Origin of the sequence: Citrobacter sp. U14242, from assembly GCF_046555775.1 — a bacterium.
In the GTDB taxonomy this organism is placed as follows: Bacteria; Pseudomonadota; Gammaproteobacteria; order Enterobacterales; family Enterobacteriaceae; genus Citrobacter.
This window is the reverse complement of the sequence record NZ_JBKGLW010000016.1, coordinates 1-26,284: the sequence shown is the minus strand read 5'-3', so window position 1 is coordinate 26,284 and position 26,284 is coordinate 1. Positions and strand designations below refer to the sequence as shown.

The 26,284-nt window shown below is 52.2% G+C and carries 23 protein-coding genes, 2 tRNA genes and 1 pseudogene; 6 read left to right on the top strand and 20 right to left on the bottom strand.

Going from position 1 to position 26,284, the window contains the following annotated elements; genetic code table 11:
• Positions 1-6: 6 nt before the first annotated feature.
• The 8 genes from rffG to trxA form a co-directional block, all read right to left on the bottom strand.
• The gene (gene rffG, locus ACLJXE_RS21870; RefSeq protein ID WP_286629780.1) at positions 7-1,074 is read right to left on the bottom strand and encodes a dTDP-glucose 4,6-dehydratase; all 1,068 of its coding nucleotides are present in this window, start codon (positions 1,072-1,074) and stop codon (positions 7-9) included.
• Positions 1,074-2,336, bottom strand: coding sequence for a UDP-N-acetyl-D-mannosamine dehydrogenase (gene wecC / locus ACLJXE_RS21865; protein ID WP_410752008.1), 1,263 nt, complete (start codon positions 2,334-2,336; stop codon positions 1,074-1,076). The genes rffG and wecC overlap by 1 nt, the downstream gene beginning before the upstream one ends.
• Positions 2,333-3,463 (bottom strand): non-hydrolyzing UDP-N-acetylglucosamine 2-epimerase, encoded by a 1,131-nt coding sequence (gene wecB / locus ACLJXE_RS21860; RefSeq protein ID WP_410752007.1) that lies wholly within the window; start codon positions 3,461-3,463, stop codon positions 2,333-2,335. The genes wecC and wecB overlap by 4 nt, the downstream gene beginning before the upstream one ends.
• A gap of 55 nt (positions 3,464-3,518) precedes the next feature.
• Positions 3,519-4,565 carry an ECA polysaccharide chain length modulation protein gene (wzzE, locus tag ACLJXE_RS21855; protein WP_410752006.1) on the bottom strand — a complete coding sequence of 349 codons (1,047 nt, stop codon included), beginning with the start codon at positions 4,563-4,565 and terminating at the stop codon, positions 3,519-3,521.
• Positions 4,566-4,577: 12 nt separating this feature from the next.
• Positions 4,578-5,681 carry a UDP-N-acetylglucosamine--undecaprenyl-phosphate N-acetylglucosaminephosphotransferase gene (gene wecA, locus ACLJXE_RS21850; protein WP_005133353.1) on the bottom strand — a complete coding sequence of 368 codons (1,104 nt, stop codon included), beginning with the start codon at positions 5,679-5,681 and terminating at the stop codon, positions 4,578-4,580.
• Positions 5,682-5,920: 239 nt separating this feature from the next.
• Positions 5,921-7,180: a transcription termination factor Rho gene (gene rho, locus ACLJXE_RS21845; RefSeq protein WP_002437993.1), complete on the bottom strand. Its 1,260-nt coding sequence runs from the start codon at positions 7,178-7,180 to the stop codon at positions 5,921-5,923.
• A gap of 78 nt (positions 7,181-7,258) precedes the next feature.
• On the bottom strand, positions 7,259-7,342 hold the full coding sequence (locus tag ACLJXE_RS21840; RefSeq protein ID WP_101743114.1) for a rho operon leader peptide: 84 nt from the start codon (positions 7,340-7,342) through the stop codon (positions 7,259-7,261).
• 176 nt (positions 7,343-7,518) lie between these two features.
• Positions 7,519-7,848, bottom strand: a complete 330-nt coding sequence (gene trxA / locus ACLJXE_RS21835) for a thioredoxin TrxA (protein ID WP_001280776.1) — start codon at positions 7,846-7,848, stop codon at positions 7,519-7,521.
• A gap of 238 nt (positions 7,849-8,086) precedes the next feature.
• Here trxA and rhlB point away from each other — a divergent pair, with 238 nt between their 5' ends.
• Both rhlB and gppA read left to right on the top strand, forming a co-directional pair.
• On the top strand, positions 8,087-9,355 hold the full coding sequence (rhlB, locus tag ACLJXE_RS21830) for an ATP-dependent RNA helicase RhlB (RefSeq protein ID WP_137383183.1): 1,269 nt from the start codon (positions 8,087-8,089) through the stop codon (positions 9,353-9,355).
• A gap of 136 nt (positions 9,356-9,491) precedes the next feature.
• Positions 9,492-10,973 carry a guanosine-5'-triphosphate,3'-diphosphate diphosphatase gene (gene gppA / locus ACLJXE_RS21825; RefSeq protein WP_410752005.1) on the top strand — a complete coding sequence of 494 codons (1,482 nt, stop codon included), beginning with the start codon at positions 9,492-9,494 and terminating at the stop codon, positions 10,971-10,973.
• Positions 10,974-11,018: 45 nt separating this feature from the next.
• Here the strand turns inward: gppA and rep are convergent, their stop codons facing one another.
• Positions 11,019-13,040, bottom strand: coding sequence for a DNA helicase Rep (rep, locus tag ACLJXE_RS21820; RefSeq protein ID WP_286629785.1), 2,022 nt, complete (start codon positions 13,038-13,040; stop codon positions 11,019-11,021).
• An 84-nt stretch (positions 13,041-13,124) separates the two neighbouring features.
• Here rep and ppiC point away from each other — a divergent pair, with 84 nt between their 5' ends.
• A complete protein-coding gene (ppiC, locus tag ACLJXE_RS21815) occupies positions 13,125-13,406 on the top strand; it encodes a peptidylprolyl isomerase PpiC (RefSeq protein ID WP_003017999.1) in 282 nt (93 codons plus the stop codon).
• A gap of 88 nt (positions 13,407-13,494) precedes the next feature.
• On the opposite strand, the gene ilvC is transcribed toward ppiC, so the two are convergent.
• Both ilvC and ACLJXE_RS21805 read right to left on the bottom strand, forming a co-directional pair.
• Complete coding sequence (ilvC, locus tag ACLJXE_RS21810; protein ID WP_286629786.1) at positions 13,495-14,970, bottom strand: ketol-acid reductoisomerase; 1,476 nt, start codon at positions 14,968-14,970, stop codon at positions 13,495-13,497.
• Between the two features lie 144 nt (positions 14,971-15,114).
• Positions 15,115-15,312: pseudogene (locus ACLJXE_RS21805) on the bottom strand (ketol-acid reductoisomerase); the annotation flags it as partial.
• Between ACLJXE_RS21805 and ilvY the strand changes: the two are divergent.
• Entirely contained in the window at positions 15,246-16,136 is an 891-nt protein-coding gene (gene ilvY, locus ACLJXE_RS21800; protein ID WP_410752004.1) for an HTH-type transcriptional activator IlvY, read from the top strand. The pseudogene ACLJXE_RS21805 and the gene ilvY sit on opposite strands and share 67 nt — an antisense overlap.
• Here ilvY and ilvA read toward each other — a convergent pair.
• The 6 genes from ilvA to ilvL all read right to left on the bottom strand — a co-directional run bounded on the left by ilvA (position 16,133) and on the right by ilvL (position 22,781).
• Entirely contained in the window at positions 16,133-17,677 is a 1,545-nt protein-coding gene (ilvA, locus tag ACLJXE_RS21795; protein ID WP_410752036.1) for a threonine ammonia-lyase, biosynthetic, read from the bottom strand. The genes ilvY and ilvA overlap by 4 nt on opposite strands.
• Positions 17,678-17,679: 2 nt before the next feature.
• Entirely contained in the window at positions 17,680-19,530 is a 1,851-nt protein-coding gene (gene ilvD, locus ACLJXE_RS21790; RefSeq protein ID WP_271440990.1) for a dihydroxy-acid dehydratase, read from the bottom strand.
• Between the two features lie 159 nt (positions 19,531-19,689).
• Positions 19,690-20,619, bottom strand: a complete 930-nt coding sequence (locus tag ACLJXE_RS21785; protein WP_137383192.1) for a branched-chain amino acid transaminase — start codon at positions 20,617-20,619, stop codon at positions 19,690-19,692.
• Positions 20,620-20,636: 17 nt separating this feature from the next.
• On the bottom strand, positions 20,637-20,900 hold the full coding sequence (ilvM, locus tag ACLJXE_RS21780) for an acetolactate synthase 2 small subunit (protein WP_410752003.1): 264 nt from the start codon (positions 20,898-20,900) through the stop codon (positions 20,637-20,639).
• Positions 20,897-22,543, bottom strand: a complete 1,647-nt coding sequence (ilvG, locus tag ACLJXE_RS21775) for an acetolactate synthase 2 catalytic subunit (protein WP_410752002.1) — start codon at positions 22,541-22,543, stop codon at positions 20,897-20,899. The genes ilvM and ilvG overlap by 4 nt, the downstream gene beginning before the upstream one ends.
• A 139-nt stretch (positions 22,544-22,682) precedes the next feature.
• Positions 22,683-22,781: an ilv operon leader peptide gene (ilvL, locus tag ACLJXE_RS21770; RefSeq protein WP_001311244.1), complete on the bottom strand. Its 99-nt coding sequence runs from the start codon at positions 22,779-22,781 to the stop codon at positions 22,683-22,685.
• A gap of 352 nt (positions 22,782-23,133) precedes the next feature.
• Between ilvL and ACLJXE_RS21765 the strand changes: the two genes are divergently transcribed.
• Positions 23,134-24,654 (top strand): YifB family Mg chelatase-like AAA ATPase, encoded by a 1,521-nt coding sequence (locus ACLJXE_RS21765; protein WP_410752001.1) that lies wholly within the window; start codon positions 23,134-23,136, stop codon positions 24,652-24,654.
• 25 nt (positions 24,655-24,679) lie between these two features.
• Here ACLJXE_RS21765 and maoP read toward each other — a convergent pair whose 3' ends face one another.
• Entirely contained in the window at positions 24,680-25,018 is a 339-nt protein-coding gene (gene maoP / locus ACLJXE_RS21760; protein ID WP_003018025.1) for a macrodomain Ori organization protein MaoP, read from the bottom strand.
• A 106-nt stretch (positions 25,019-25,124) separates the two neighbouring features.
• On the opposite strand from maoP, the gene hdfR reads away from it, so the two are divergent.
• Entirely contained in the window at positions 25,125-25,970 is an 846-nt protein-coding gene (gene hdfR, locus ACLJXE_RS21755) for an HTH-type transcriptional regulator HdfR (protein ID WP_286629790.1), read from the top strand.
• Positions 25,971-26,072: 102 nt separating this feature from the next.
• Here the strand turns inward: hdfR and ACLJXE_RS21750 are convergent.
• Together ACLJXE_RS21750 and ACLJXE_RS21745 are read right to left on the bottom strand one after the other, a co-directional pair.
• Positions 26,073-26,148: transfer RNA gene (locus tag ACLJXE_RS21750), tRNA-Trp, on the bottom strand.
• A gap of 52 nt (positions 26,149-26,200) precedes the next feature.
• Positions 26,201-26,277, bottom strand: a tRNA-Asp gene (locus ACLJXE_RS21745).
• Between the last annotated feature and the right edge of the window lie 7 nt (positions 26,278-26,284).

The following is a 26,284-nucleotide window of genomic DNA, read 5'->3' as shown; positions in this document are numbered from 1 at the left end:
AGGCTGTTAGCCCTTCAGCCCCAAACGCTCACCCTGGTAACTGCCATCCTGCACGGGTTTCCACCATGCCTCATTTGTCAGATACCATTGCACGGTTTTACGCATCCCACTTTCAAACGTTTCCTGCGGCACCCAGCCAAGTTCACGCGCAATTTTTGACGCATCAATGGCATAGCGCAAATCATGGCCTGGGCGATCGTCAACATAGGTGATCAATTCACGATACCGCATGACACCTTGTGGTTTTTGCGGCGCCAGTTCTTCCAACAAGCTGCAAATCGTTTCGACCACTTCCAGGTTTTTACGCTCGTTATGACCACCAATATTATAGGTCTCGCCAACCGCGCCTGTTGTCGCGACGCAATAGAGCGCCCGGGCATGATCTTCCACATACAGCCAGTCACGAATCTGCTGTCCGTTGCCGTACACCGGTAGAGGTTTTCCCGCCAGTGCATTGAGTATCATCAGCGGGATCAGTTTTTCCGGGAAATGGTAGGGCCCATAGTTGTTGGAGCAGTTAGTAATTAACGTTGGCAGCCCGTAGGTACGCAACCAGGCCCGAACCAGATGATCGCTGCTAGCCTTTGACGCGGAATAAGGACTACTCGGTGCATACGGCGTCGTTTCGGTAAAGAAATCATCCGTAGCATGCAGGTCGCCGTACACCTCATCGGTTGATATATGGTGGAAACGAAACGCCTGCTTTTTATCATCGGTTAACACATTCCAGTATGCGCGAGCGGCTTCCAGCAATGTGTAGGTCCCGACAATATTGGTTTCAATAAATGCGGCGGGACCATCGATAGAACGATCAACATGACTTTCTGCCGCCAGGTGCATCACGCAATCCGGCTGATACTGTTGAAACACGTTGTCGAGCGCTACGCGATCGCAGATATCCACGTGTTCAAAGGCAAAACGGGCATTCTGTGCAACCGGCGCCAGCGACATCAGGTTTCCGGCATAGGTTAACTTATCAACCACTACCACGGCATCCTGAGTCTCATTAATGATGTGACGCACAACCGCTGAGCCGATAAATCCTGCACCACCGGTAACCAGAATTCGTTTCATTAGCGCCAGACTCCTTTGGTATCAACCACATATTGCTGGTGAACCGCATCGGCTTTAATCGCTTTAAATTCATTATGGTCAACCAGCATCACCAGCACATCAGCACTTGCCAACGCAGCATCCAGTTGCGCCAGTTGGCACAGGCCATCCAGTTTTTTCGGCAGCTGATGAATATTCGGTTCCACCACCAACGTCTCGCCGCTGTGCCAGCGTGCGATACTTTGCGCCACTCCCATTGCCGGGCTTTCACGTAAATCATCTATATTCGGTTTGAATGCCAGACCAAAACAGGCAATTTTTACTTCGCTGGCACGTTTATTGGTCTCCGCCAGACAATCTGCTACAGCGGCTTTTACCCGATCGACAACCCAATGAGGCTTACTGTCATTTACCTCGCGCGCGGTGCGGATCAATCTCGCCTGCTGCGGGTTCTGCGCCACAATAAACCACGGGTCGACCGCGATACAGTGTCCGCCGACGCCAGGTCCAGGCTGCAAAATATTAACCCGCGGGTGGCGGTTTGCCAGACGGATCAGCTCCCAGACGTTAATCCCCTGATCGGCGCAAATCAGCGACAGTTCATTAGCAAAGGCGATATTGACATCGCGGAAGCTGTTCTCGGTCAACTTGCACATTTCTGCGGTGCGGGCGTTAGTCACCACGCATTCACCTTCGAGGAAGATGTTGTACAGTTCGCTGGCGCGCGCAGAACAGACGGGGGTCATTCCGCCAATCACACGGTCATTTTTAATCAGTTCAACCATCACCTGGCCTGGCAGCACGCGCTCCGGACAATAAGCAATGTTCACGTCAGCCTGTTCCCCCGTCTGCTGCGGGAAAGTCAGGTCAGGGCGCATTTCTGCAAGCCATGCTGCCATCTGTTCCGTTGCCCCGACGGGTGACGTCGATTCAAGGATCACCAACGCCCCTTTTTTCAACACCGGTGCAAGCGACTTCGCAGCGGCTTCAACATAGACCATATCGGGTTCATGCTCACCCTTGAAGGGGGTCGGCACAGCAATCAGATAAGCGTCTGCTTCGACAGGTGCCGTAACCGCACGCAGAAAGCCATTTTCGACAGCCGTTTTCACCACAGCACCCAAATCGGGTTCGACGATGTGGATTTCACCGCGGTTAATGGTATCCACCGCATGCTGATTTACATCTACGCCAATAACATGTTTTTGACGGGAAGCAAAAGCGGCCGCCGTTGGCAGTCCGATATAACCCAGCCCAATGACAGAAATGGTCGTAAAACTCATAGCGATATCCGATTATTTTTTAACGCGTGTAAAATGCGGCCACACGCCTGCCCATCACCATACGGATTATGGGCGCGGCTCATGGTCTGATATTCATTTTCGTCATGCAGCAAGCGCGTGACTTCTGCCACAATACGCTGAGGGTCAGTCCCAACCAGACGTACTGTGCCTGCGGTAATAGCTTCTGGCCGTTCCGTTGTTTCGCGCATCACCAACACAGGTTTGCCCAGAGAAGGGGCTTCCTCCTGAATCCCGCCAGAATCGGTAAGGATAAGCCAGGCATGATTCATCAGCCAGACGAACGGCAGATAGTCCTGCGGTTCAATTAGCATCACGTTATCAACGTGACCCAAAATACGATTTACCGGCTCGCTAACGTTGGGGTTCAGGTGTACCGGATAGACAATCTGTACATTCTGATTAGCCGCCGCAATTTCCGCCAGAGCATGGCAGATTTGCTCAAAACCGCGACCAAAGCTTTCCCGACGATGACCGGTCACCAGGATCATCTTTTTATCAGCATCCAGGAAAGGATAGCGCTCAGCCAGTTCAGCGCGCAGCGCTTCATTTCCCAGTACACGATCGCGAACCCAGATCAACGCATCAATAACCGTGTTCCCCGTGACAAAAATACGATCATCCGGAATGGTTTCACGCAGCAGGTTTTGGCGTGAATTTTCAGTGGGGGAAAAGTGATACATTGCCAGGCGTCCGGTCAGTGTACGGTTTGCCTCTTCCGGCCAGGGAGAATAGAGATCGCCAGTTCTCAACCCGGCCTCAACATGTCCCACCGGAATACGCTGATAAAACGCGGCCAGACTGGTAGCAAGGGTCGTTGTTGTATCACCGTGGACTAGCACCACATCAGGTTTGAACTCAGTGAGGATTGGCTTTAATCCTTCCAGAATTCGACAGGTAATTTCTGTCAGTCCCTGACCTGGCTGCATAATATTGAGATCGTAGTCAGGTACGATGGAAAAGAGGTGCAATACCTGATCGAGCATCTCCCGATGCTGTGCAGTGACGCAAACTTTCGCGTCGAAATCAGGATCTTTAGCCAACGCATGAACCAGAGGAGCCATCTTAATGGCCTCCGGTCGCGTACCAAATACAGTCAGTACTTTCACATCGATTCTCTTCGGATTGGCAGTGAGAGCCCAGCCCCTCACTGCAACGGTATTGCTAAAGCGAACGGCGACGGGTTAACGCGACACCAGCACCGATCAGGGCCCCAACGATGCCCCACATAATCATCAGGAAGGCACGACGTGGGCTATCACGTTTTACCGGTTCTTCCGGCGTCCGCAAATAACGATAGGTCTGAAAACGTGGATCCAGAGTCGGCCCTACGTTCAGTGTGTTCAGCATGGCTCTGTTTTGAAAATAGTCCATATCAAAATCTGGGCCAACAGACTGCAGGTTTTCGAGTCGCGCCTGTAGCATAGGACGTCCGAGTAAAAACAACTCAGAATCAGGTAACTCTTCAGCGGGAACATCAGTAGAAGTACGCGAAATATTATGCTGCTCAGCAATTTTGAGCGCTTGTTCAATGTTATGAACACGACGAGAGAAAATCGATTTTGCTACCTCTTCCTGCCGTTTGACCTGCGCTTTCATTTGCACCGTCCGCGCAGCCCATGCGCCTTTCAGCTCATCATTCAGATGACGTGCTGCACGCTGGCTGGCAAAGGCCACGTACTGGCGCAGCAGATTGTTGGCATCTGGTGCCGTTTCCGCAATAAGCTTCACGCTGTCATTGGTGTTCCGCAGTGCATCACCAGGCATAAACTGAATGTTATTGATCAGTTCATCCAGCAGCGCGGCATCGGCTTTACTGTTTCCGACCATACGCTGCTTATAGTAATCAGTCTGCTGCCAGAATTCACGACGCGTGTCCCAGGAGGCAAGCTGCATGATAAATTCTTTATAGGCTTCATCCATCACCGACGGCTGGTCCGTTGACGCGAGGCTGGCCTTAATATCCAGGTTGCGCAGGAACTGTTGTTGAGAATAATACCCCCCCAACATATTGACCGTAGGCTTGTCTGAAATAGCCGTTGCGCTCCACTCCTGACGGGCGAAAAAAGTGTAGGCGAGAGCAACAAGTGCCAATGCGAGCGCCATACCGACAATCCACACCTTCCCTGCCCATAAGGTACGAAACAACCCACGGATATCCAGTTCATTTTCAGCGCTCATGGCGTCTTCCCCCGGTAATGGTTGTGTCATCGCATCCTCAATTCACTTGGTTAAGTTTGGTTTGCCTTCACGAATTCTTCGCAGTCTGCGCTTCACTCGCTTGATAAATCTCGCCACTTTCCAGGCACGCTTGATACAGTATCCATAGAGGCCAAATGCCATTAAAAACAGCACCAGCATGGCCCATTCCGGAACTAAACGGAAATATTCAGCCAGCACACCGATCGATGCCAGCACGGCCGCAGCCAGCGTAATCAGAACAAATGCCTGGCGGGAAGTAAACCCTGCCCGCATCACCAAATGATGAATGTGCTGGCGATCGGCTGAGAACGGGCTCATGCCCTTACGCAAACGCCGGTACATGATTGCCACCATATCCATTAACGGGATGGCGATAATCCACAGTGCGGTAACCGGGCTTATAGGATGTGTTTTGCCCTGCGTGGTTTCCAGCAGGATCCAGATGATGGTAAAACCAATCAGCGTACTACCGGCATCACCCATGAAGACTTTATAACGACGCCCAAGAACGCCCAGGTTCAGCAGAATATAAGGCAGAATGGCGGCGATCATCGCAAAACACCATACGGCAAGACTCGTCTGCCCATCGAACCACAGGATAAACCCCATCGCCGCGAATGAAACGCTGGACAGCCCACCTAGCAGGCCGTCAATGCCGTCCACCATATTGAAAGCATTAATTGCCGCCCAGACGGCAAACAGCGTCAGCAAATAGCCAAACGGACCAAGAATCATCTCCCAGGGGCCAAAAATATACCCAAGGCTAAGAAGATAGAGTTTGCCAACCGACATCATGATGATGCCGATCGCGGCCTGGATAGTTGCGCGAATTTTTACACTGATATCAAAACGATCGTCCAGCGCACCAACCAAAACCAGCACGCCGGCGCAAGCCAGATAGAGAGACGCATGCGGGATGTAATAATCAGCAATCACAAACGTAAAGCAAATACCAGCGTAAGCCGAAATCCCCCCAACCAACGGGATCAATCCTTGATGCCGTTTGCGAAAGTTGGGTTTATCCACTAAACCAATCTTTTTTGCGACCTTACGCGCAAAGAAAAGAAACAGTGTTGTGAATAAAAAAATACTGATGAGATCAGTGCTTACTGTCAGTAAATTCACAATGCATGCTCTCAGAGAAAATTAATAGCAGAAGTATAACCACGAAGACCTTTATTCAGAAGGGAAACCCGTCTCCATATCCGATGGTTCTGTATAATTATCAACCACAAGATACAAATTACGAATCTTTTTCAACCTGGCGGTATGTCATACCGTATTATTGTTATTGTGTCGTTAAGATTACAGCTATAAAAGCAAAACGCCACGTAAAAACGTGGCGTTTTCGGATGATGTCTGAATTATGAGCGCTTCATCATATCGAAGAAGTCATCATTGGTCTTAGTCATCGCCAGCTTATTAATGAGGAACTCCATCGCATCAATTTCACCCATCGGATGGATGATTTTGCGCAGGATCCACATTTTCTGCAGCTCTTCCTGGGTAGTAAGCAGCTCTTCTTTACGGGTACCGGAACGATTGTAGTCGATAGCCGGGAAGACGCGTTTTTCAGCAATCTTACGAGAGAGATGCAGTTCCATGTTGCCGGTACCTTTAAACTCTTCGTAGATAACTTCATCCATTTTAGAGCCGGTATCGATTAGCGCAGTCGCAATGATGGTCAGGCTGCCGCCCTCTTCCACGTTACGCGCCGCACCGAAGAAGCGCTTCGGACGATGCAGGGCGTTAGCGTCCACACCGCCGGTCAGTACTTTACCGGAAGCCGGAACCACGGTGTTGTAAGCACGCGCCAGACGCGTGATGGAGTCGAGCAGGATGATAACGTCTTTCTTATGTTCAACCAGACGTTTCGCCTTCTCGATGACCATTTCCGCAACCTGAACGTGGCGAGATGCGGGTTCGTCAAAGGTAGAAGCCACAACTTCACCTTTAACCAGACGCTGCATCTCGGTCACTTCTTCCGGACGTTCGTCAATCAGCAGAACCATCAGCACACAGTCCGGGTGGTTGTAGGCAATGCTCTGCGCAATGTTCTGCAGCAGCATGGTTTTACCCGCTTTCGGCGGTGCTACAATCAGACCACGTTGACCACGACCGATCGGCGATGCCAGATCCAGTACGCGCGCCGTTAAGTCCTCGGTAGAACCATTACCACGCTCCATACGCAGACGGGAGTTTGCGTGCAGCGGCGTTAAGTTTTCGAAGAGGATTTTGTTACGGGCGTTTTCCGGTTTGTCGTAGTTAACTTCGTTAACTTTCAACAGCGCAAAATAGCGTTCACCTTCTTTCGGCGGGCGAATCTTACCAGAAATGGTATCACCAGTGCGGAGGTTGAAACGGCGGATTTGGCTTGGGGAAACGTAGATGTCATCAGGACCGGCGAGGTAGGAGCTGTCTGCAGAGCGGAGGAAACCAAATCCATCCTGCAATATCTCCAGCACACCGTCACCAAAGATATCTTCGCCACTCTTTGCGTGCTGCTTCAGGATGGCAAAAATAATGTCCTGCTTGCGCATACGAGCCAGGTTTTCAAGGCCCATATTTTCGCCGAGAGTGATCAGCTCAGAAACCGGCGTATTCTTTAATTCGGTAAGATTCATAATGGTGTGAGTTCTTAAACTTGGGGTAAATCTCGAACTTAATGTTGTGAATGGTATGGCAGGGTCATCCATGCCTGTTTACGGCCATCGACTCATGTCTGTTCGCTGTCTGGTCACAGGAAAGTACGCAGAACTGAAACGACAAGACGGATTGAGTGACAAGGCCCTGAATCTGTCTACTTCTCGCACGAGAAACAACGGGAAGTATTGGATAAAGCTAGATTCAAACTTAATAAGGTATGTTTAATACGAAGTCAACACTAACTTAGCACGACTCAAGTCGGGCGTCCAGTCATCCGAATCATTTCGAAGTATGGCCGCCCGATCATGATACTTCCTTACGCTAAGTTAGCGTCGAGGAACTCTTTCAACTGGCCTTTGGACAGTGCGCCAACTTTAGTCGCCGCAACTTCACCGTTTTTAAACAGCAGAAGGGTCGGGATGCCACGAATACCATACTTCGGCGCGGTGCCTGGGTTTTGGTCAATGTTCAGTTTAGCAACCGTCAATTTGCCCTGATATTCGTCAGCGATTTCATCCAGAATCGGAGCGATCATTTTGCACGGACCGCACCACTCTGCCCAGAAATCAACGAGGATCGCTCCGTCCGCTTTGAGTACATCCGTGTCAAAACTGTCGTCAGTCAGGTGAATAATTTTATCGCTCATAATAACTCCACAGGAATAAGCCTGGTGTGTTGGTGTTTACACATCATCCTTCAAGCCGCCTTTTTGTTGGCTGTGCGCTGTGTCCTGGTCGCGTACTCAGTACGCTTCTGGGACCCATTCACTTGCCATCTCGACGCATCATGAATGAATTGTGTACAGTATTAACCAACTAAAGGTTGACTTTATTTCACCGGATACGCTTTCGTAAAGCAATAGTAAGCTGATATTCTACCACACTATGAGCAAAACACATTTAACAGAACAGAAGTTTTCCGACTTCGCCCTGCACCCAAAGGTGATAGAAGCCCTTGAAAATAAAGGGTTTCATAACTGCACGCCCATTCAGGCCCTCGCGCTGCCGCTAACGCTGGCAGGCCGTGATGTTGCAGGGCAGGCGCAAACCGGTACCGGAAAAACGATGGCGTTCCTGACGTCAACGTTTCATTATCTTCTCTCTCATCCCGCGATTGCCGATCGCAAGGTGAACCAACCGCGTGCGTTAATTATGGCGCCAACGCGTGAGTTAGCCGTGCAGATCCACGCCGACGCTGAGCCACTGGCACAGACCACCGGTCTGAAATTAGGCCTGGCTTATGGCGGTGATGGCTATGACAAACAACTGAAAGTGCTCGAAAGCGGCGTCGATATTCTTATCGGCACTACCGGTCGTCTCATTGACTACGCAAAGCAGAACCATATCAACCTGGGCGCGATTCAGGTCGTGGTACTGGATGAAGCCGATCGTATGTATGATCTTGGCTTTATTAAAGATATTCGTTGGCTGTTCCGCCGTATGCCGCCAACCACTCAACGCCTGAACATGCTGTTTTCCGCAACCCTCTCTTACCGCGTTCGTGAACTGGCGTTTGAACAGATGAACAACGCCGAGTACGTTGAAGTTGAACCGGAACAGAAGACGGGCCACCGCATTAAAGAAGAACTCTTCTATCCTTCAAACGAAGAGAAAATGCGTTTGCTGCAAACGCTGATTGAAGAAGAGTGGCCAGATCGCGCCATTGTTTTTGCTAACACCAAACATCGCTGTGAAGAGATCTGGGGCAGTCTTGCTGCTGACGGACATCGCGTAGGCCTGCTTACCGGTGACGTGGCGCAGAAAAAACGCCTGCGTATCCTTGATGAGTTCACCCGTGGCGATCTCGATATTCTCGTTGCGACCGATGTCGCGGCGCGCGGCCTGCACATCCCAGCCGTAACGCACGTGTTTAACTATGACCTGCCGGATGACTGTGAAGATTACGTCCACCGTATTGGTCGTACAGGCCGTGCGGGCGCAAGTGGTCATTCTATTAGCCTGGCTTGTGAAGAGTACGCGCTGAATTTACCCGCAATTGAGACCTACATTGGTCACTCGATTCCGGTCAGCAAGTACAACCCGGACGCGCTGATGACTGACCTGCCGAAGCCGCTGCGCCTGACACGCCCACGCCCAGGCAATGGCCCGCGTCGTACCGGCGGTGCCCCACGTAATCGTCGTCGTTCAGGTTAAGAAAAGTTATGCCATACACAAAATCATTCAGCCTGTATCAAGGCGGCAAGAAAACGAATCCCGATGAGCTTACTTTAGTAAGTGATTCGGGTGAGAGAACGCAGCCAACACAGATACAGGTTGAAGGATGAAGTGTATGAATTCGACTTCGCTGTATGCAGCAATTGATCTCGGCTCTAATAGTTTTCATATGCTGGTTGTACGCGAGGTGGCGGGAAGCATCCAGACGCTCACGCGTATCAAACGCAAGGTGCGTCTGGCTGCCGGCCTGAACAACGACAACGTACTCTCCACTGAAGCCATGGAACGCGGCTGGCAATGTCTGCGCCTGTTTGCAGAACGACTGCAGGATATCCCACAACCGCAAATCCGCGTAGTCGCCACCGCGACACTACGTATTGCCGTTAATGCCAACGCGTTTATCGCTAAAGCACAAGAGATCCTCGGCTGCCCTGTCCAGGTGATTAGCGGTGAAGAAGAAGCCCGACTGATTTATCAGGGTGTCGCCCATACTACCGGCGGAGCCGATCAGCGCCTGGTCGTTGATATTGGCGGCGCCAGTACTGAACTGGTCACCGGCTCCGGCGCACAAACCACCTCCTTGTTTAGCCTGTCAATGGGCTGCGTTACCTGGCTCGAACGGTACTTCACCGATCGTAATCTGGCACAGGAAAATTTTGACGAAGCAGAGAAGGCGGCGCGTGAAGTCCTGCGCCCTGTCGCAGATAAGCTGCGTTTTCATGGCTGGAAAGTCTGCGTTGGTGCCTCTGGGACCGTACAGGCGCTACAGGAAATCATGATGGCGCAGGGAATGGATGAGCGTATTACGCTGGCAAAACTCCAGCAGTTAAAACAGCGCGCCATTCATTGTGGACGCCTGGAAGAGCTGGAAATAGAGGGCCTAACGCTGGAACGAGCATTGGTGTTCCCCAGCGGACTGGCCATTCTGATCGCTATTTTCACCGAACTGAACATTCAGTGCATGACCCTCGCTGGCGGCGCATTACGCGAAGGTCTGGTCTATGGCATGCTGCACTTGCCGGTGGATCAAGATATTCGTAGCCGCACGTTGCGTAATATTCAGCGTCGATTTATGGTCGATACCGAGCAAGCCCATCGGGTTGCCAATCTAGCAACTAAATTCCTCGATCAGGTAGAAAAAAAGTGGCATCTTGATGCGATAAGCCGCGAACTGCTACAAAGTGCCTGTCAGTTGCATGAAATAGGCTTGAGTGTGGAGTATAAGCAGGCACCGCTGCATGCCGCCTGGCTGGTGCGCAATCTCGATCTCCCGGGATTTACCCCCGCGCAAAAAAAACTGTTAGCCACGCTGTTATTAAATCAGACCAACCCAGTCGATCTCTCTTCGCTCCACCAGCAAAACGCCGTACCCCCGCGTATCGCTGAGCATCTTTGTCGCTTGTTACGGCTTGCGATCATCTTCGCAAGCCGTCGCCGTGACGATTTAGTGCCGGAAGTTCATTTGGATGCAAGAGATGAACACCTTACGGTAACGCTACCTGCTGGATGGCTGGCGCATCACCCACTGGGTAAAGAGCTCATCGATCAAGAAAGCCAGTGGCAAAGCTATGTTCACTGGCCACTGGACGTTCATTAGCATTTGATTGCCGGATGACATTTCACGCATCCGGCCAACTCAAACTTACTTCGCTTTTGCTTTGGCCATCATAGCCCGAATATTCGCGATGCTGGCTTGCCCCTTTTGCATCCGCTCCTCAGCGCTCACCACTTTACGCTCCTGTTCCCAGATTACGTCATCTTGTGGCAGTTCCAGCAGGAAGCGGCTCGGCTCCGGGCGAACCAGCTCCCCGTACTGACGGCGCTCTTTGCACAACGTGAAGATAAGCTCTTTCTGTGCACGGGTAATGCCGACGTAGGCCAGACGACGCTCTTCATCAATGTTGTCTTCATCAATGCTGCTCTGATGGGGTAAAAAGCCCTCTTCCATTCCCACCATAAACACATAGGGAAACTCCAGCCCTTTTGAAGCATGTAGCGTCATCAGCTGCACCTGATCCAACTCTTCTTCGTTTTCTCCACGCTCCATCATGTCGCGCAGGGTAAAACGGGTAACAACCTGAGTCAGGGTCATCGGCTCTTCCAGATCGCTGCCTTCCAGCATCTCCGTCATCCAACTGAACAGCGTGTTGACGTTCTTCATACGCATTTCCGCCGCTTTTGGGCTGGGCGAAGTCTCATACAGCCAGGATTCGTAATCAATGCCATGGATCAGGTCACGCACAGCGGCAATCGGTTCACGCTCCGCGAGGCGCTGGATTTCCCCCAGCCAGTGCGTAAAGCGGGTTAGAGAATCATAACCGCGGCCGGTCAGCGTCTGGCTAAGCCCCATATCAAAACTGGCGGTAAACAGGCTTTTATTACGCGTTATGGCCCACTCACCCAACTTTTGCAGTGTCGCCGGGCCGATCTCACGCTTCGGTGTATTAACAATACGCAGAAACGCGCTGTCGTCATCCGGGTTGCTCAGCACGCGCAGGTAGGCGAGCAGATCTTTGATTTCCGGACGCGAGAAAAACGATGTCCCCCCGGAAATTTTGTACGGGATACGGTTCTGCATCAGGAATTTTTCGAACACCCGTGACTGGTGGTTGCCCCGATACAGGATCGCATAGTCCTTATACTGCGTCTTATTCACAAAGTGATGAGCAATCAACTCCCCGGTCACGCGCTCCGCTTCATGCTCTTCGTTGTTGGCACTCAGTACTTTCAACTCAGGTCCGTAGCCCAGCTCAGAGAACAACCGCTTTTCAAATACGTGCGGATTGTTAGCAATGAGAATGTTCGCCGCCTTCAGGATACGTCCGGAAGAACGGTAGTTCTGCTCCAGCTTAACCACCTGTAATGCCGGAAAATCTTTGCTCAGCAGCACCAGGTTTTGCGGACGCGCACCGCGCCAGGAATAGATCGACTGATCGTCATCGCCCACCACGGTAAAACGCGCGCGGCTACCCACCAACAGCTTCACCAGTTCGTACTGGCTGGTGTTGGTATCCTGATATTCATCCACCAGCAAGTAGCGAATCTTGTTTTGCCAGCGCTCACGTACCTCTTCATTACGTTGAAGCAGAAGCGTCGGGAGTAAGATCAGATCGTCAAAGTCGAGAACGTTACACGCCTTCATATGCGCGTCGTACAGACCATAGCAGTGCGCGAAAATACGATCGCGTTCGCCTTTAGCACTGGCCGCTGCCTGCACCGGGGTCATCAGATCGTTTTTCCAGTTGGAGATCGTTGAGATCAGCTGTTGGAGGATTAGTTTATCGTCCTCAATTAACCCTTCAGTCAGTTCCTTAAGCAAGGCGACCTGATCGGTATCGTCAAACAGCGAGAAGTTCGACTTCATCCCCAACGCCGCAAATTCACGCTTGATGATATCCAGCCCCAGAGTGTGGAAGGTGGAGATCATCAATCCACGAGCCTCTTTACGACCGAGCGTCTGCGCTACACGCTCTTTCATTTCACGCGCGGCCTTATTGGTAAAAGTTACCGCCGCGATATGCCGCGCCTGATAGCCACAAACGCGAATCAGGTGCGCAATTTTATTGGTGATAACGCGCGTCTTACCGGAACCCGCCCCCGCCAGCACCAGGCAAGGTCCGGTGACGAATTCGACGGCTTGTTGTTGTCCGGGATTCAAACGCATAAAGATCACTCAATGAAAGTCAGGAGGGGAAATTTAGAGCATGGTAGTATAGCCAGCCTCAACCACCCCACTCAAGGCACGATCATGGCAAAAACAGCAGCAGCAGTGCATATCCTTGTTAAAGAAGAGAAACTGGCTTTGGATCTTCTGGAACAAATTAAAAACGGTGCCGACTTTGGCAAGCTGGCGAAGAAACACTCAATCTGCCCATCAGGCAAACGTGGCGGTGACTTAGGTGAATTCCGTCAGGGTCAGATGGTTCCTGCATTCGACAAAGTGGTCTTCTCTTGCCCGGTGCTGGAGCCAACTGGCCCGCTGCACACTCAGTTCGGCTACCACATCATCAAAGTGCTGTACCGTAACTAACAAAAAGCCCGGTGCGTTTGAACACCGGGCTTATTTTTGTAGGCCGGATAAGGCGTTTACGCCGCCATCCGGCACCGCATGTAGCAGCTTAGCCAGCAACCGCAATACGTTTCATGTCTGTCATATAGCCGCGCAGTTTCTGGCCGACTTTCTCAATCGCATGACCACGAATCGCTTCATTCACATCACGCAGCTGTGCGTTATCAACCGCGCCTTCGGCAATCGCTTTACCCAGATCGCCCGGCTGAATTTCAGTCATGAACGATTTCAGCAGCGGCACACAAGCGTAAGAGAACAGGTAGTTACCGTACTCGGCGGTATCGGAGATAACCACGTTCATTTCGTACAGACGTTTACGAGCGATAGTGTTCGCAATCAGCGGCAGCTCGTGCAGTGATTCGTAGTAAGCAGACTCTTCGATGATGCCGGAATCAACCATGGTTTCGAACGCCAGCTCAACGCCCGCTTTCACCATCGCAATCATCAGAACGCCTTTATCGAAGTACTCCTGCTCGCCAATTTTACCTTCAAACTGCGGTGCGGTTTCAAACGCGGTTTTACCGGTCTCTTCACGCCAGGTCAGCAGTTTCTTATCGTCGTTGGCCCAGTCAGCCATCATGCCGGAGGAGAATTCGCCGGAGATGATGTCATCCATATGTTTCTGGAACAGCGGCGCCATGATCGCTTTCAGCTGTTCAGACAGCGCATAAGCACGCAGTTTTGCCGGGTTAGACAGTCTGTCCATCATCAGAGTGATCCCACCCTGTTTCAGCGCTTCGGTGATGGTTTCCCAACCGAACTGAATCAGTTTTTCTGCATAAGCCGGGTCGGTACCTTCTTCCACCAGCTTGTCGAAGCACAGCAGAGAGCCCGCCTGCAGCATACCGCACAGGATAGTCTGCTCGCCCATCAGATCAGATTTCACTTCTGCAACAAAGGACGATTCCAGAACGCCCGCACGGTGACCGCCGGTCGCCGCTGCCCAGGCTTTAGCGATGGCCATGCCCTCGCCTTTCGGATCGTTCTCCGGGTGAACCGCGATCAGTGTTGGTACGCCGAAACCACGTTTGTACTCTTCACGCACTTCGGTACCCGGGCACTTCGGCGCAACCATCACGACGGTGATGTCTTTACGGATCTGCTCGCCCACTTCGACGATGTTGAAGCCGTGAGAGTAACCCAGCGCCGCGCCGTCTTTCATCAGCGGCTGTACGGAACGCACAACGTCAGAGTGCTGCTTGTCTGGGGTCAGGTTAACCACCAGATCCGCCTGTGGGATCAGCTCTTCGTAGGTACCCACTTTGAAGCCGTTTTCGGTCGCTTTGCGCCAGGACGCACGCTTCTCAGCGATCGCTTCTTTACGCAGTGCGTAGGAGATATCCAGACCGGAGTCACGCATGTTCAGGCCCTGGTTCAGACCCTGCGCGCCACAGCCGACGATAACCACTTTTTTACCCTGAAGGTAGCTTGCGCCGTCGGCGAATTCTTCGCGGCCCATGAAACGGCATTTGCCCAGCTGTGCCAGCTGCTGGCGCAGATTCAGTGTATTAAAGTAGTTAGCCATGATGGTGTACTCCGTGATGTTGTGTGTCGTTACTCTATGGATTTCGAGTCGCAGGAAGGCGGCAAGGCAGCGAATCCCCAGGAGCTTACTCAAGTAAGTGACTGGGGTGAGCTGACGCAGCCAACGCATCTGCAACTTGAAAGACGACGAGTATATTGTTCGGTTCGCGTTTGCGAGATTGAATTCACTATATGACAGGAAATTTATTGCGGAAATTGATATATTCACAACATCACATTGCAATTTATGCAACGTAGAAACCCGGAGGCTCGTCTGTGGATTTACGCGATCTAAAAACCTTCCTGCATCTGGCGGAAAGTCGCCACTTTGGCCGAAGTGCACGGGCCATGCACGTCAGTCCTTCTACGCTTTCCCGGCAGATTCAACGCCTGGAAGAGGATCTTAACCAGGCGCTATTTGTCCGTGATAACCGCACGGTCACGCTCACCGAAGCGGGCGAAGAGCTGCGCGTTTTTGCCCAACAGACGCTGCTGCAGTATCAGCAGTTGCGCCACACCATCGACCAGCAAGGGCCGTCGTTGTCCGGTGAACTGCATATCTTCTGCTCGGTGACTGCCGCCTACAGCCATTTACCCCCGATCCTTGATCGCTTCCGCGCCGAGCACCCGTCGGTGGAAATCAAACTCACTACCGGCGATGCCGCCGATGCGATGGATAAAGTGGTCACTGGCGAGGCTGACCTGGCGATTGCCGGGAAGCCGGAAACGCTGCCTGGCGCGGTGGCCTTTTCGATGCTGGAGAATCTGGCTGTGGTATTGATAGCGCCGGCACTGCCTTGCCCGGTACGCAATCAGATTTCCGTAGAGGAACCTGACTGGTCCACAGTCCCCTTTATCATGGCTGACCAGGGGCCGGTTCGCCGCCGTATTGAGCTATGGTTCCGGCGCAATAAAATCAGCAATCCGTCAATTTACGCCACGGTGGGCGGTCACGAGGCAATGGTATCCATGGTCGCACTGGGCTGCGGCGTAGCATTGTTGCCAGAAGTGGTGCTGGAAAACAGCCCGGAGCCGGTACGTAACCGCGTGATGATACTGGAACGTAGCGACGAAAAAACACCATTCGAGCTGGGCGTATGTGCACAAAAAAAGCGGCTGCATGAGCCGCTTATTGAGGCGTTCTGGAAGATATTGCCGAACCATTAACCCGCCAGAAAGAACCTGAACGCCGGGTTATTAGTTTCGTCGTGGCAATCGTAGCCCAACTCGTTCAACCGGGTTTCGAAATCCGGTTCATGATCGCCGAGTTCGAACGCCGCCAGTACGCGCCCGTAATCGGTGCCATGACTGCGATAGTGGAACAAAGAGATATTCCAGTGCGTACCCAGCGTGTTGAGGAAGCGCAGCAGCGCGCCCGGTGATTCCGGGAATTCGAAGCTGTAGAGGCGTTCCTGCAACGGATGCGATGGACGCCCGCCGACCATATAGCGCACGTGTAGCTTCGCCATTTCGTCGTCGGAGAGATCCACCACGCTGTAGCCGCCCTCGTTGAGCATCTGCAAAATTTCTTTGCGCTCTTCAAGACCGCGGCTTAAGCGCACGCCGACAAAAATACAAGCGTCTTTGGCATCAGCAAAACGGTAGTTAAACTCGGTAACCGAACGCCCACCCAGCAATTGGCAGAATTTCAGGAAGCTGCCCTTCTCTTCCGGGATGGTCACTGCCAGCAATGCTTCACGTTGCTCCCCCAACTCGCAGCGTTCAGAAACGTAGCGCAGGCCGTGGAAATTAACGTTGGCACCAGAAAGCACATGCGCCAGCCGTTCACCGCGAATATTGTGCTGAGCGATGTATTTTTTCATTCCCGCCAGCGCCAGCGCGCCCGATGGCTCAGCCACGGCTCGCACATCTTCAAACAGGTCTTTCATCGCCGCGCAAATAGCATCGCTATCGACGGTGATAATGTCATCGAGATACTCCTGGCACAGACGGAAGGTTTCATCACCAATGCGTTTGACCGCTACGCCTTCGGCAAAAAGACCGACGCGCGGGAGATCAACCGGATGACCCGCATCCAGCGCCGCTTTCAGGCAGGCTGAATCTTCAGCTTCAACGGCAATGACTTTGATTTGTGGCATTAGCTGTTTGATCAGCACTGCGACACCGGCAGCCAGACCACCGCCGCCGACAGGGACAAAAACGCGATCAAGATGGGCATCCTGCTGCAGCAACTCCAGCGCCAGCGTACCTTGTCCGGCGATCACCATCGGGTGATCGAACGGCGGGACCCAGGTAAAACCCTGCTGCTGCGACAGTTCAATCGCTTTCGCTTTGGCTTCATCAAAGTTCGCACCGTGAAGCAGCACTTCGCCGCCAAAGCCGCGTACCGCATCAACTTTGATGTCAGCAGTAGCGGTTGGCATGACGATCAGCGCCTTCACGCCTAACCGCGCGGAGGAGAACGCGACGCCCTGGGCATGGTTTCCTGCTGACGCGGTGATCACGCCATGCGCTTTCTGTTCTTCCGTCAGGCCTGCCATCATGGCGTATGCGCCGCGCAGCTTGAAGCTGTGTACCGGCTGGCGATCTTCGCGCTTCACCAGAATCACGTTATCAAGACGCGACGACAGTTTTTCCATTTTTTGTAGCGGCGTGACCTGCGCCGCTTCGTAGACCGGTGCACGCAGCACCGCTCTTAAATATTCGGCACCTTCCGGCGCGCCGGACAGGGGTTGTGAGTCTGCCATCATTAACCCCCCAGTTTCGACTTATCGCGCACCGCACCTTTGTCGGCGCTGGTTGCCAGGCTGGCATAGGCTCGCAGGGCAAAAGAGACCTGACGCTGACGATCTTTTGGTGTCCAGGCTTTGTCACCGCGAGCCTCCTGCGCTTCACGACGCGCAGCGATTTCCGCATCGCTCAACTGCAGTTGAATACCACGATTCGGGATATCAATCGCAATCATGTCACCATCTTCGATAATCGCGATATTACCGCCGCTGGCCGCTTCCGGTGAAACGTGACCGATAGAGAGTCCCGAAGTACCGCCAGAGAAACGACCATCTGTTATCAGCGCACAGGCCTTGCCGAGACCCATCGATTTCAGGAAGGTGGTTGGGTAAAGCATTTCCTGCATCCCTGGTCCGCCTTTCGGCCCTTCGTAGCGAATAACAACCACGTCGCCGGCAACCACTTTGCCGCCAAGAATAGCCTCAACCGCATCGTCCTGGCTTTCATACACTTTTGCCGGGCCGGTGAATTTCAGGATGCTGTCATCCACACCTGCGGTTTTCACGATGCAGCCGTTTTCCGCGAAGTTACCGTACAACACAGCCAGGCCGCCATCTTTGCTGTAGGCGTGTTCCAGCGAGCGGATACAACCTTCCGCGCGATCGTCATCCAGCGTATCCCAACGGCAATCCTGCGAGAATGCCTGGGTGGTACGGATACCCGCCGGGCCTGCGCGGAACATCTTTTTCACCGCGTCATCTTTGGTCAGCATCACGTCATACCGATCGAGCGTTTGCGGCAGCGTCAGACCCAGCACGTTTTTCACGTCACGGTTCAGCAGCCCGGCGCGATCCAGTTCGCCTAAAATGCCCAGTACGCCGCCCGCACGGTGCACGTCTTCCATATGGTATTTCTGTGTACTCGGTGCCACTTTACACAGTTGCGGGACTTTGCGGGACAGCTTGTCGATGTCACTCATAGTGAAGTCGATTTCCGCTTCCTGCGCTGCCGCCAGCAGGTGCAGAACGGTGTTGGTGGAGCCGCCCATCGCGATATCCAGGGTCATGGCATTTTCAAACGCCGCCTTGCTGGCAATGTTGCGCGGCAGAGCGGAAGCGTCATCCTGCTCATAATAGCGTTTGGTCAGCTCAACGATACGCGAACCGGCATTGAGAAACAGTTGCTTACGGTCAGCGTGAGTAGCCAGCAACGAACCATTACCAGGCTGCGACAGACCCAGCGCTTCGGTCAGACAGTTCATCGAGTTCGCGGTGAACATCCCCGAGCAGGAGCCGCAAGTCGGACAGGCGGAACGCTCAACCTGTTCGCTTTGTGAGTCAGAGACTTTCGGGTCCGCGCCCTGAATCATTGCATCAACCAGATCGAGCTTGATGATTTGGTCAGAGAGCTTGGTTTTTCCGGCCTCCATCGGACCACCGGAAACAAAGATCACCGGAATGTTCAGACGCAGTGAGGCCATTAACATCCCGGGGGTGATTTTGTCGCAGTTAGAGATGCAGACCATCGCATCGGCACAGTGGGCATTAACCATATACTCGACCGAATCGGCAATCAGCTCGCGCGACGGCAGTGAATACAGCATGCCCCCGTGGCCCATGGCAATTCCGTCATCCACAGCAATGGTGTTGAACTCTTTTGCCACGCCGCCTGAAGCTTCAATTTGTTCGGCAACCAGCTTACCGAGATCGCGCAGATGCACGTGCCCCGGCACGAACTGGGTAAAGGAGTTCACCACAGCGATAATCGGTTTACCGAAGTCGTCATCGGTCATCCCGGTGGCGCGCCACAATGCGCGGGCACCCGCCATATTACGGCCATGGGTGGTGGTGGCAGAACGATACTTAGGCATGCTTGATTAACTCCCGTCTGTCTTTCCCCTGCATACTTCACGCCGCAGGTGCGTTGGCTGCCTCGCTCACCCCAGTCACTTACTAAAGTAAGCTCCAGAGGATTCGCTGCATTGCCGTCTTCCTGCAACGTAAATTATTTTGGGGAAATATTAATTTTGTTATTGGTTTACTGAATCCAACCAGCCGTATTTATCTTCCGTTTCGCCGGTGAAGAGGCCGAAGAAGGCCTGCTGGATGCGTTTGGTGACAGGGCCGCAACGGCCTTCGCCCACCTGGATACCATCGACGCTGCGTACTGGTGTGATTTCCGCCGCAGTACCGGACATGAATACTTCGTCAGCCAGATACAGCGATTCACGGGAAAGTACCTGCTCACGCACTTCGATATCGAGATCTTTCGCCAGCTTAATGATCGCGTCACGGGTGATACCTGGCAGCGCGGAAGAGGTAAATGGCGGGGTAAACAGAATTCCGTCTTTAACTTCAAACAGGTTTTCACCGGCACCTTCGGAGATGTAGCCATTCACGTCCAGCGCAATACCTTCCTGATAACCATGACGACGCGCTTCGCTACCCACCAGTAACGAAGACAAATAGTTACCACCTGCTTTAGCCGCAGTAGGGATAGTGTTTGGTGCAACACGGTTCCAGGAAGAAACCATGGCATCAATCCCCTGATCCAGAGCATCTGCACCAAGGTAAGCCCCCCACGGGAACGCAGCAATAATCACATCAGTGGTGTATCCCGCTGGCGGGTTAACGCCCATACCTACATCGCCAACAAAAACCAGCGGACGGATATAGGCGCTGGTCAGATTGTTTTTGCGGATCACCGCACGGCACGCTTCCATCAGTTCATCAACGCTCTGAGAGACCGGAAAACGATAGATCTTGGCTGAATCACGCAGGCGCTGCATGTGCTCGCGATGACGGAATACCACTGGTCCTTTGTGAGAGTCGTAGCAACGGATGCCTTCAAATACCGAAGTACCGTAATGCAGTGCGTGGGACATCACGTGAACCTTCGCGTCTTCCCAACGAATCATCTCGCCATTAGACCAAATGTAATCAGCTTTTTTCGTCGTCATTTTTCTTCCTTTTGCGCTCAGGCGCGGATTTGTTGTGATGTGGTTGTGCTCTGGCAGATAGCAACGTGTGCAACATCTACCAGTTTACTTAACTGACTAAACAGTAAGTCGACCGACCGGGGGCTGGCAACGGTCAATTCGATATTTATATTCTGCGCGTCGCTGGCCGCGATCATATTCATGGAGCACACCTGAAAACCGCGATGGCGTACCACGCGTAAAACACGTTCTAACGTTTCCGGATTGAAACGAGCCTCAACGGCGACCTGATGTTGCATCATGATAATTTCTCCAGCATTTCTGAGTTGCTGGCACCTGGTGGTACCAGAGGCCAGACATTCTCAAGTTCGTCGATTGAGACATGAAGCAGGTATGGCCCCTCACTGTTCAGCATAGTGTCGAGAGCCGCTTCAACCTGGTCTTTACGGGTGATGTGTTGACCTGGGATGCCGAAGGCACTGGCCAACATGAGGAAATCGGGGTTATCGGTGAGCGTGGTTTCGCTATAACGTTCCTGGAAAAACAGCTGCTGCCATTGTCGAACCATGCCTAACCGTTGGTTGTCGAGTAAGACGATCTTCAACGGCAATTGCTTGCGTTTTACGGTGCCCAGCTCCTGTACATTCATCATGAAGGAACCGTCACCGGAGATACAGATCACCGTATCATTCGGGCGAGCCACCTGTGCGCCAACAGCGGCAGGTAAACCAAAGCCCATCGTTCCCAGCCCACTGGAGGTGATGAAATTTTCCGGGCGGGAGTAGGTCATATGCTGTGCTGACCACATCTGATGCTGGCCAACATCCGTTGTAACAACGCTATCCGCAGGTTTACGGTCCGACAGCTGTTTTAACAACAACGGCGCATAGATGGCCTCACCCGGATGATCGTAACGCCAGGTATGCTCTGCGCGCAGTTCTGCACTGTGCTGACGCCAGGCGTCAACGTTCAGCGGTTGTTGTAATGCCGGTAGCAGCGTATTTAAATCGCCCTGTAACGCTACGTGCGCCTGACGCAGTTTGTTCATCTCAGCCGGATCGATATCCATGTGGATCACGCTGGCGTTCGGAGCGAAGGTGTTAAGCTTGCCAGTCACCCGGTCATCAAAACGAGCCCCTACAGCGATCAGTAAGTCGCATTCCTGCACCGCAAAATTCGCGGCCTTGGTTCCGTGCATCCCCAGCATTCCCAGGTAATACGGGTAATCAGCGTCAACTGCGCCCAGACCTTTCAGCGTACAAGCGACCGGTAATTGGGTCAGTGAGATAAATTCACGCAGGGCAGGAACTGCCTGCGCCATACCCACGCCACCGCCAACGTACAGGATTGGTTTTTGCGCCTGCGCCAGCATGTTACGCGCCTGCTCAACGTCAGCATGAGGGAATGCGGCCGCGTCTTCTACGGTCGTGAAATACGGCTCCAGCGTACCGCTGGCTAACTGGATATCTTTCGGGATATCAACCAGAACAGGCCCCGGACGGCCGGAATTCGCCACGTTGAAAGCTTCCGCCATAATGCGCGGCAACTCCTCCAGTGACTGGACCAGGAAGCTATGTTTGGTGCACGACAGCGACATACCAAGCACGTCCACTTCCTGAAACGCATCGGTTCCGATGAATGGTGCAGCAACCTGGCCTGTGATGGCCACAACAGGAACGGAATCTAACAGCGCATCAGCAAGCCCCGTAATCAGATTGGTAGCACCCGGACCGGAAGTGGCGATGCAGACACCGGTTTTACCCGTAGAACGGGCATAGCCAATAGCCGCCATCGCCGCGCCCTGCTCATGACGGCACAACAGGTGTTCTACGCCGCCGTCATACAACGCATCGTAAACCGGCATAATTGCGCCACCAGGATAACCGAAAACGGTTTTAACTCCCTGTGCACGCAACGCATGTACCACCCACTGAGCCCCATTCATAGTTACATCCCCGCCGTAAATCTTGAGAAACAGAATTTTATGCTGCCATTCATTTTCTGCTCCTCGTGTATGTTTTTAAGGTCAAAAAAAACCCCCGGACCTTTCGGTGCGGGGGTCTTAGTTCGTTAAGGCTTGTTTTCTAAGCCTTTCCTCGTCCAAGTGCAGCCCCGCACGGTGGGATAATAATCACCACCACGCTAATCACGACCAGGCTAATCACTCGTAGAAGGGCTGTCATTTTTGTATTTTCTTGCATCTTGTTCGAAGGAATGCCTAAAGAGTTACCATAGAATTTGCGAATAGCACAAGATATTTTTGTTTTCATTTTTCTGACACCGTTAACGGTTTAGATAAATAGCGTTGTTTTTTATACAAAAAAGATAAAATGAAAATATTTCACGTTTCAACGCATCAGCACAACCTGCGCTCCCTTCTCTCAGCACACTCATACGCATTTGCGAGCAAGATTCCAGACATGGCGCAAGCAATTCCTGATTACACTAAAACACAGGAATAAGCATCTAAAAACATCAATTATGCAGAATCTTGCCGATATCTATTGCGACATAATATTTCCATCAGGAGGGGTTATGTCACTATCGATTGTTCACACACGCGCCGCCCTCGGCGTGAATGCACCAGCCATTACCATCGAGGTACATATTAGTAATGGCCTGCCTGGTTTAACCATGGTGGGGTTACCTGAAACGACAGTGAAAGAGGCTCGCGATCGGGTACGCAGTGCAATTATTAATAGCGGGTATGAATTTCCGGCCAGGAAGATAACCATCAACCTGGCTCCGGCCGACCTTCCCAAAGAAGGGGGGCGATATGATTTACCTATCGCCGTTGCGCTTCTGGTCGCCTCTGAGCAGCTTACAACACATAATCTCGATACTTATGAGTTGTTAGGTGAATTAGCGCTTACAGGCGCTTTACGCGGCGTTCCAGGCGCTATATCAAGTGCAACCGAAGCGATTCGTGCAGGCCGGCGAATCATTGTCGCTAAAGAGAATGCCGCAGAGGTTGGCCTAATACACGGTGAAGGGTGCTTGATTGCCGATCACCTGCAGGCGGTATGCGCCTTCCTGGAAGGAAAGCATGATTTAGACAAACCACAGTCTGCAGACTTTACCGCTGAACCTTCGCCAGAGGATCTCAGTGATGTCATCGGTCAGGAACAGGGTAAACGGGGGCTGGAGATCACCGCCGCAGGTGGTCACAACCTCCTGTTTATCGGCCCTCCGGGTACGGGCAAGACCATGCTGGCCAGTCGCCTCAGAGGACTGCTTCCTCCACTTAGCAACGATGAGGCGCTGGAAAGTGCAGCTATCCTCAGTCTGATCAATTCCGATACGATACAAAAACAGTGGAAGCAACGCCCTTTTCGTTCTCCCCATCACAGTGCTTCATTAACCGCAATGGTGGGGGGTGGTTCTATTCCCGCACCGGGAGAGATCTCCCTGGCGCATAACGGTATATTATTTCTGGATGAATTACCTGAGTTTGAGCGACGCACGCTGGATGCACTGCGTGAGCCTATTGAGTCTGGACAGATCCATTTGTCCCGCACACGGGCTAAAATAACCTATCCAGCGCGTTTTCAACTGATTGCTGCTATGAATCCTAGCCCAACGGGCCATTATCAGGGGAACCATAACCGCTGCAGTTCAGAACAGACGCTGCGTTATCTCAATCGACTATCAGGACCTTTTCTTGATCGCTTTGATCTCTCCCTCGAAATCCCCTTGCCACCCCCCGGCATACTCAGCCAGTGTGCGGTGAAAGGAGAAGACAGCGCTACGGTAAAACAACGCGTTCTGGCTGCACGGGAACGTCAGTACCAGCGGCAAAATAAGTTAAATGCGTATCTGAACAGTCAGGATATACATAAGTTTTGCATGCTTCGTAGAGATGATGCGCACTGGCTTGAGGAGACGTTAGCTCGTCTTGGATTGTCCATCCGCGCCTGGCTACGCCTGATAAAAGTCGCACGTACCATTGCGGATATCGAACAGTGCGACCATATCACCCGCCTGCACTTACAGGAGGCCGTTGCTTATCGGGCGATAGACCGGTTATTAATTCACCTGCAGAAATTACAGGCATAAAAAAAGGGCTTACGCCCTTTTTTTATCAATCATCAGATTCGGTGTAATCTTCTGCACCTTCTACCTGAGGTTTCCCGCCAGACAGAGTATGGAAGCGTTTCGGACGCTTAATACGCGTCATGTACTTGGACCACACACGTTCAGCTTCAGTAACCGGTTCACGTTCACCGCGGCATACCGCAACAAACAATTTTTCTTCTTCAGTTACTGGCTCACGTTTGCCCAGATCCAGCTCGTTGAAGGCATAGCCATGACGCTCAAGCAGCTGTGCCTCTTTAATGGTGAAATCACCATGACGGGAGAATCCGCGGGGGTAATATTTATTGTCGAAATATCGATTAGTCGTCGTAAAGCTTTCCGCCATCCTGCACGCTCCTAATTCTTTGGCCGAGCTATTTATGGCGCGGAGTATTAGTTACGCTTGACAGAGCGTCAAACAAAAGATTTAAATCATCACGACAAATAATTTTATGGAGCGCGTTGTGGATACGGAATTGTTAAAAACTTTCCTGGAAGTTAGCCGGACACGCCACTTTGGTCGGGCAGCTGAAGCGCTCTACCTGACCCAGTCGGCAGTCAGTTTTCGGATCAGACAACTGGAAAATCAACTGGGTGTGAACCTGTTCACCCGACACAGAAACAATATTCGTTTGACCGCTGCGGGTGAAAAATTATTGCCTTACGCAGAAACACTGATGAATACGTGGCAAGCAGCACGTAAGGAAGTCGCGAATACCTCGCGGCACAACGAGTTTTCGATCGGTGCCAGTGCATCCCTTTGGGAATGCATGCTCAATGACTGGTTGCGGCGTTTATACCAATCTCAGGAGCCACAATCCAGCCTGCAGTTTGAAGCGCGAATAGCTCAGCGCCAGTCGTTAGTAAAGCAGCTCCATGAAAGACAGCTGGATCTGCTAATTACCACAGAAACCCCAAAAATGGACGAATTTAGCAGCCAACTGTTGGGATATTTTACGCTGGCGCTTTATTGTAGTGCCCCTTCGCAAACCAAAGATGAACTGAATTATCTGCGTCTGGAATGGGGACCGGATTTTCAGCAGCACGAAGCGGGATTGATTGCAGGAGATGAAGTGCCGGTACTTACCACCAGTTCTGCGGAACTGGCAAGACAGCAACTTTCTGTAATTAAGGGGTTTAGTTGGCTTCCCGTCAACTGGGCCAGAACCAAAAGCGATCTTCACACGGTTAGCGACAGTACGACGCTTTCACGTCCGCTATATGCGGTTTGGCTGCAAAATAGCGACAAACATGCGCTAATTCGCGATCTGCTGAAAACAAATATTTTGGAAGATTAATGAAAACACTGGCAAGGATGCCGGGAAACAATGAACAGGAAGATCTCGAACAAAATGTTCAGGTAAAAAAAAATCCTTAGCAAAAATGCTAAGGATTATTTCTGGCAGGGGCGGAGAGACTCGAACTCGCGACACCCGGTTTTGGAGACCGGTGCTCTACCAACTGAGCTACGCCCCTAAATTTTCTTATCATTAAGCCTGCTTAGTAGCAGGCTTAATTTTCTAATAAGTGGCGGAACGGACGGGACTCGAACCCGCGACCCCCTGCGTGACAGGCAGGTATTCTAACCAACTGAACTACCGCTCCACCGAAT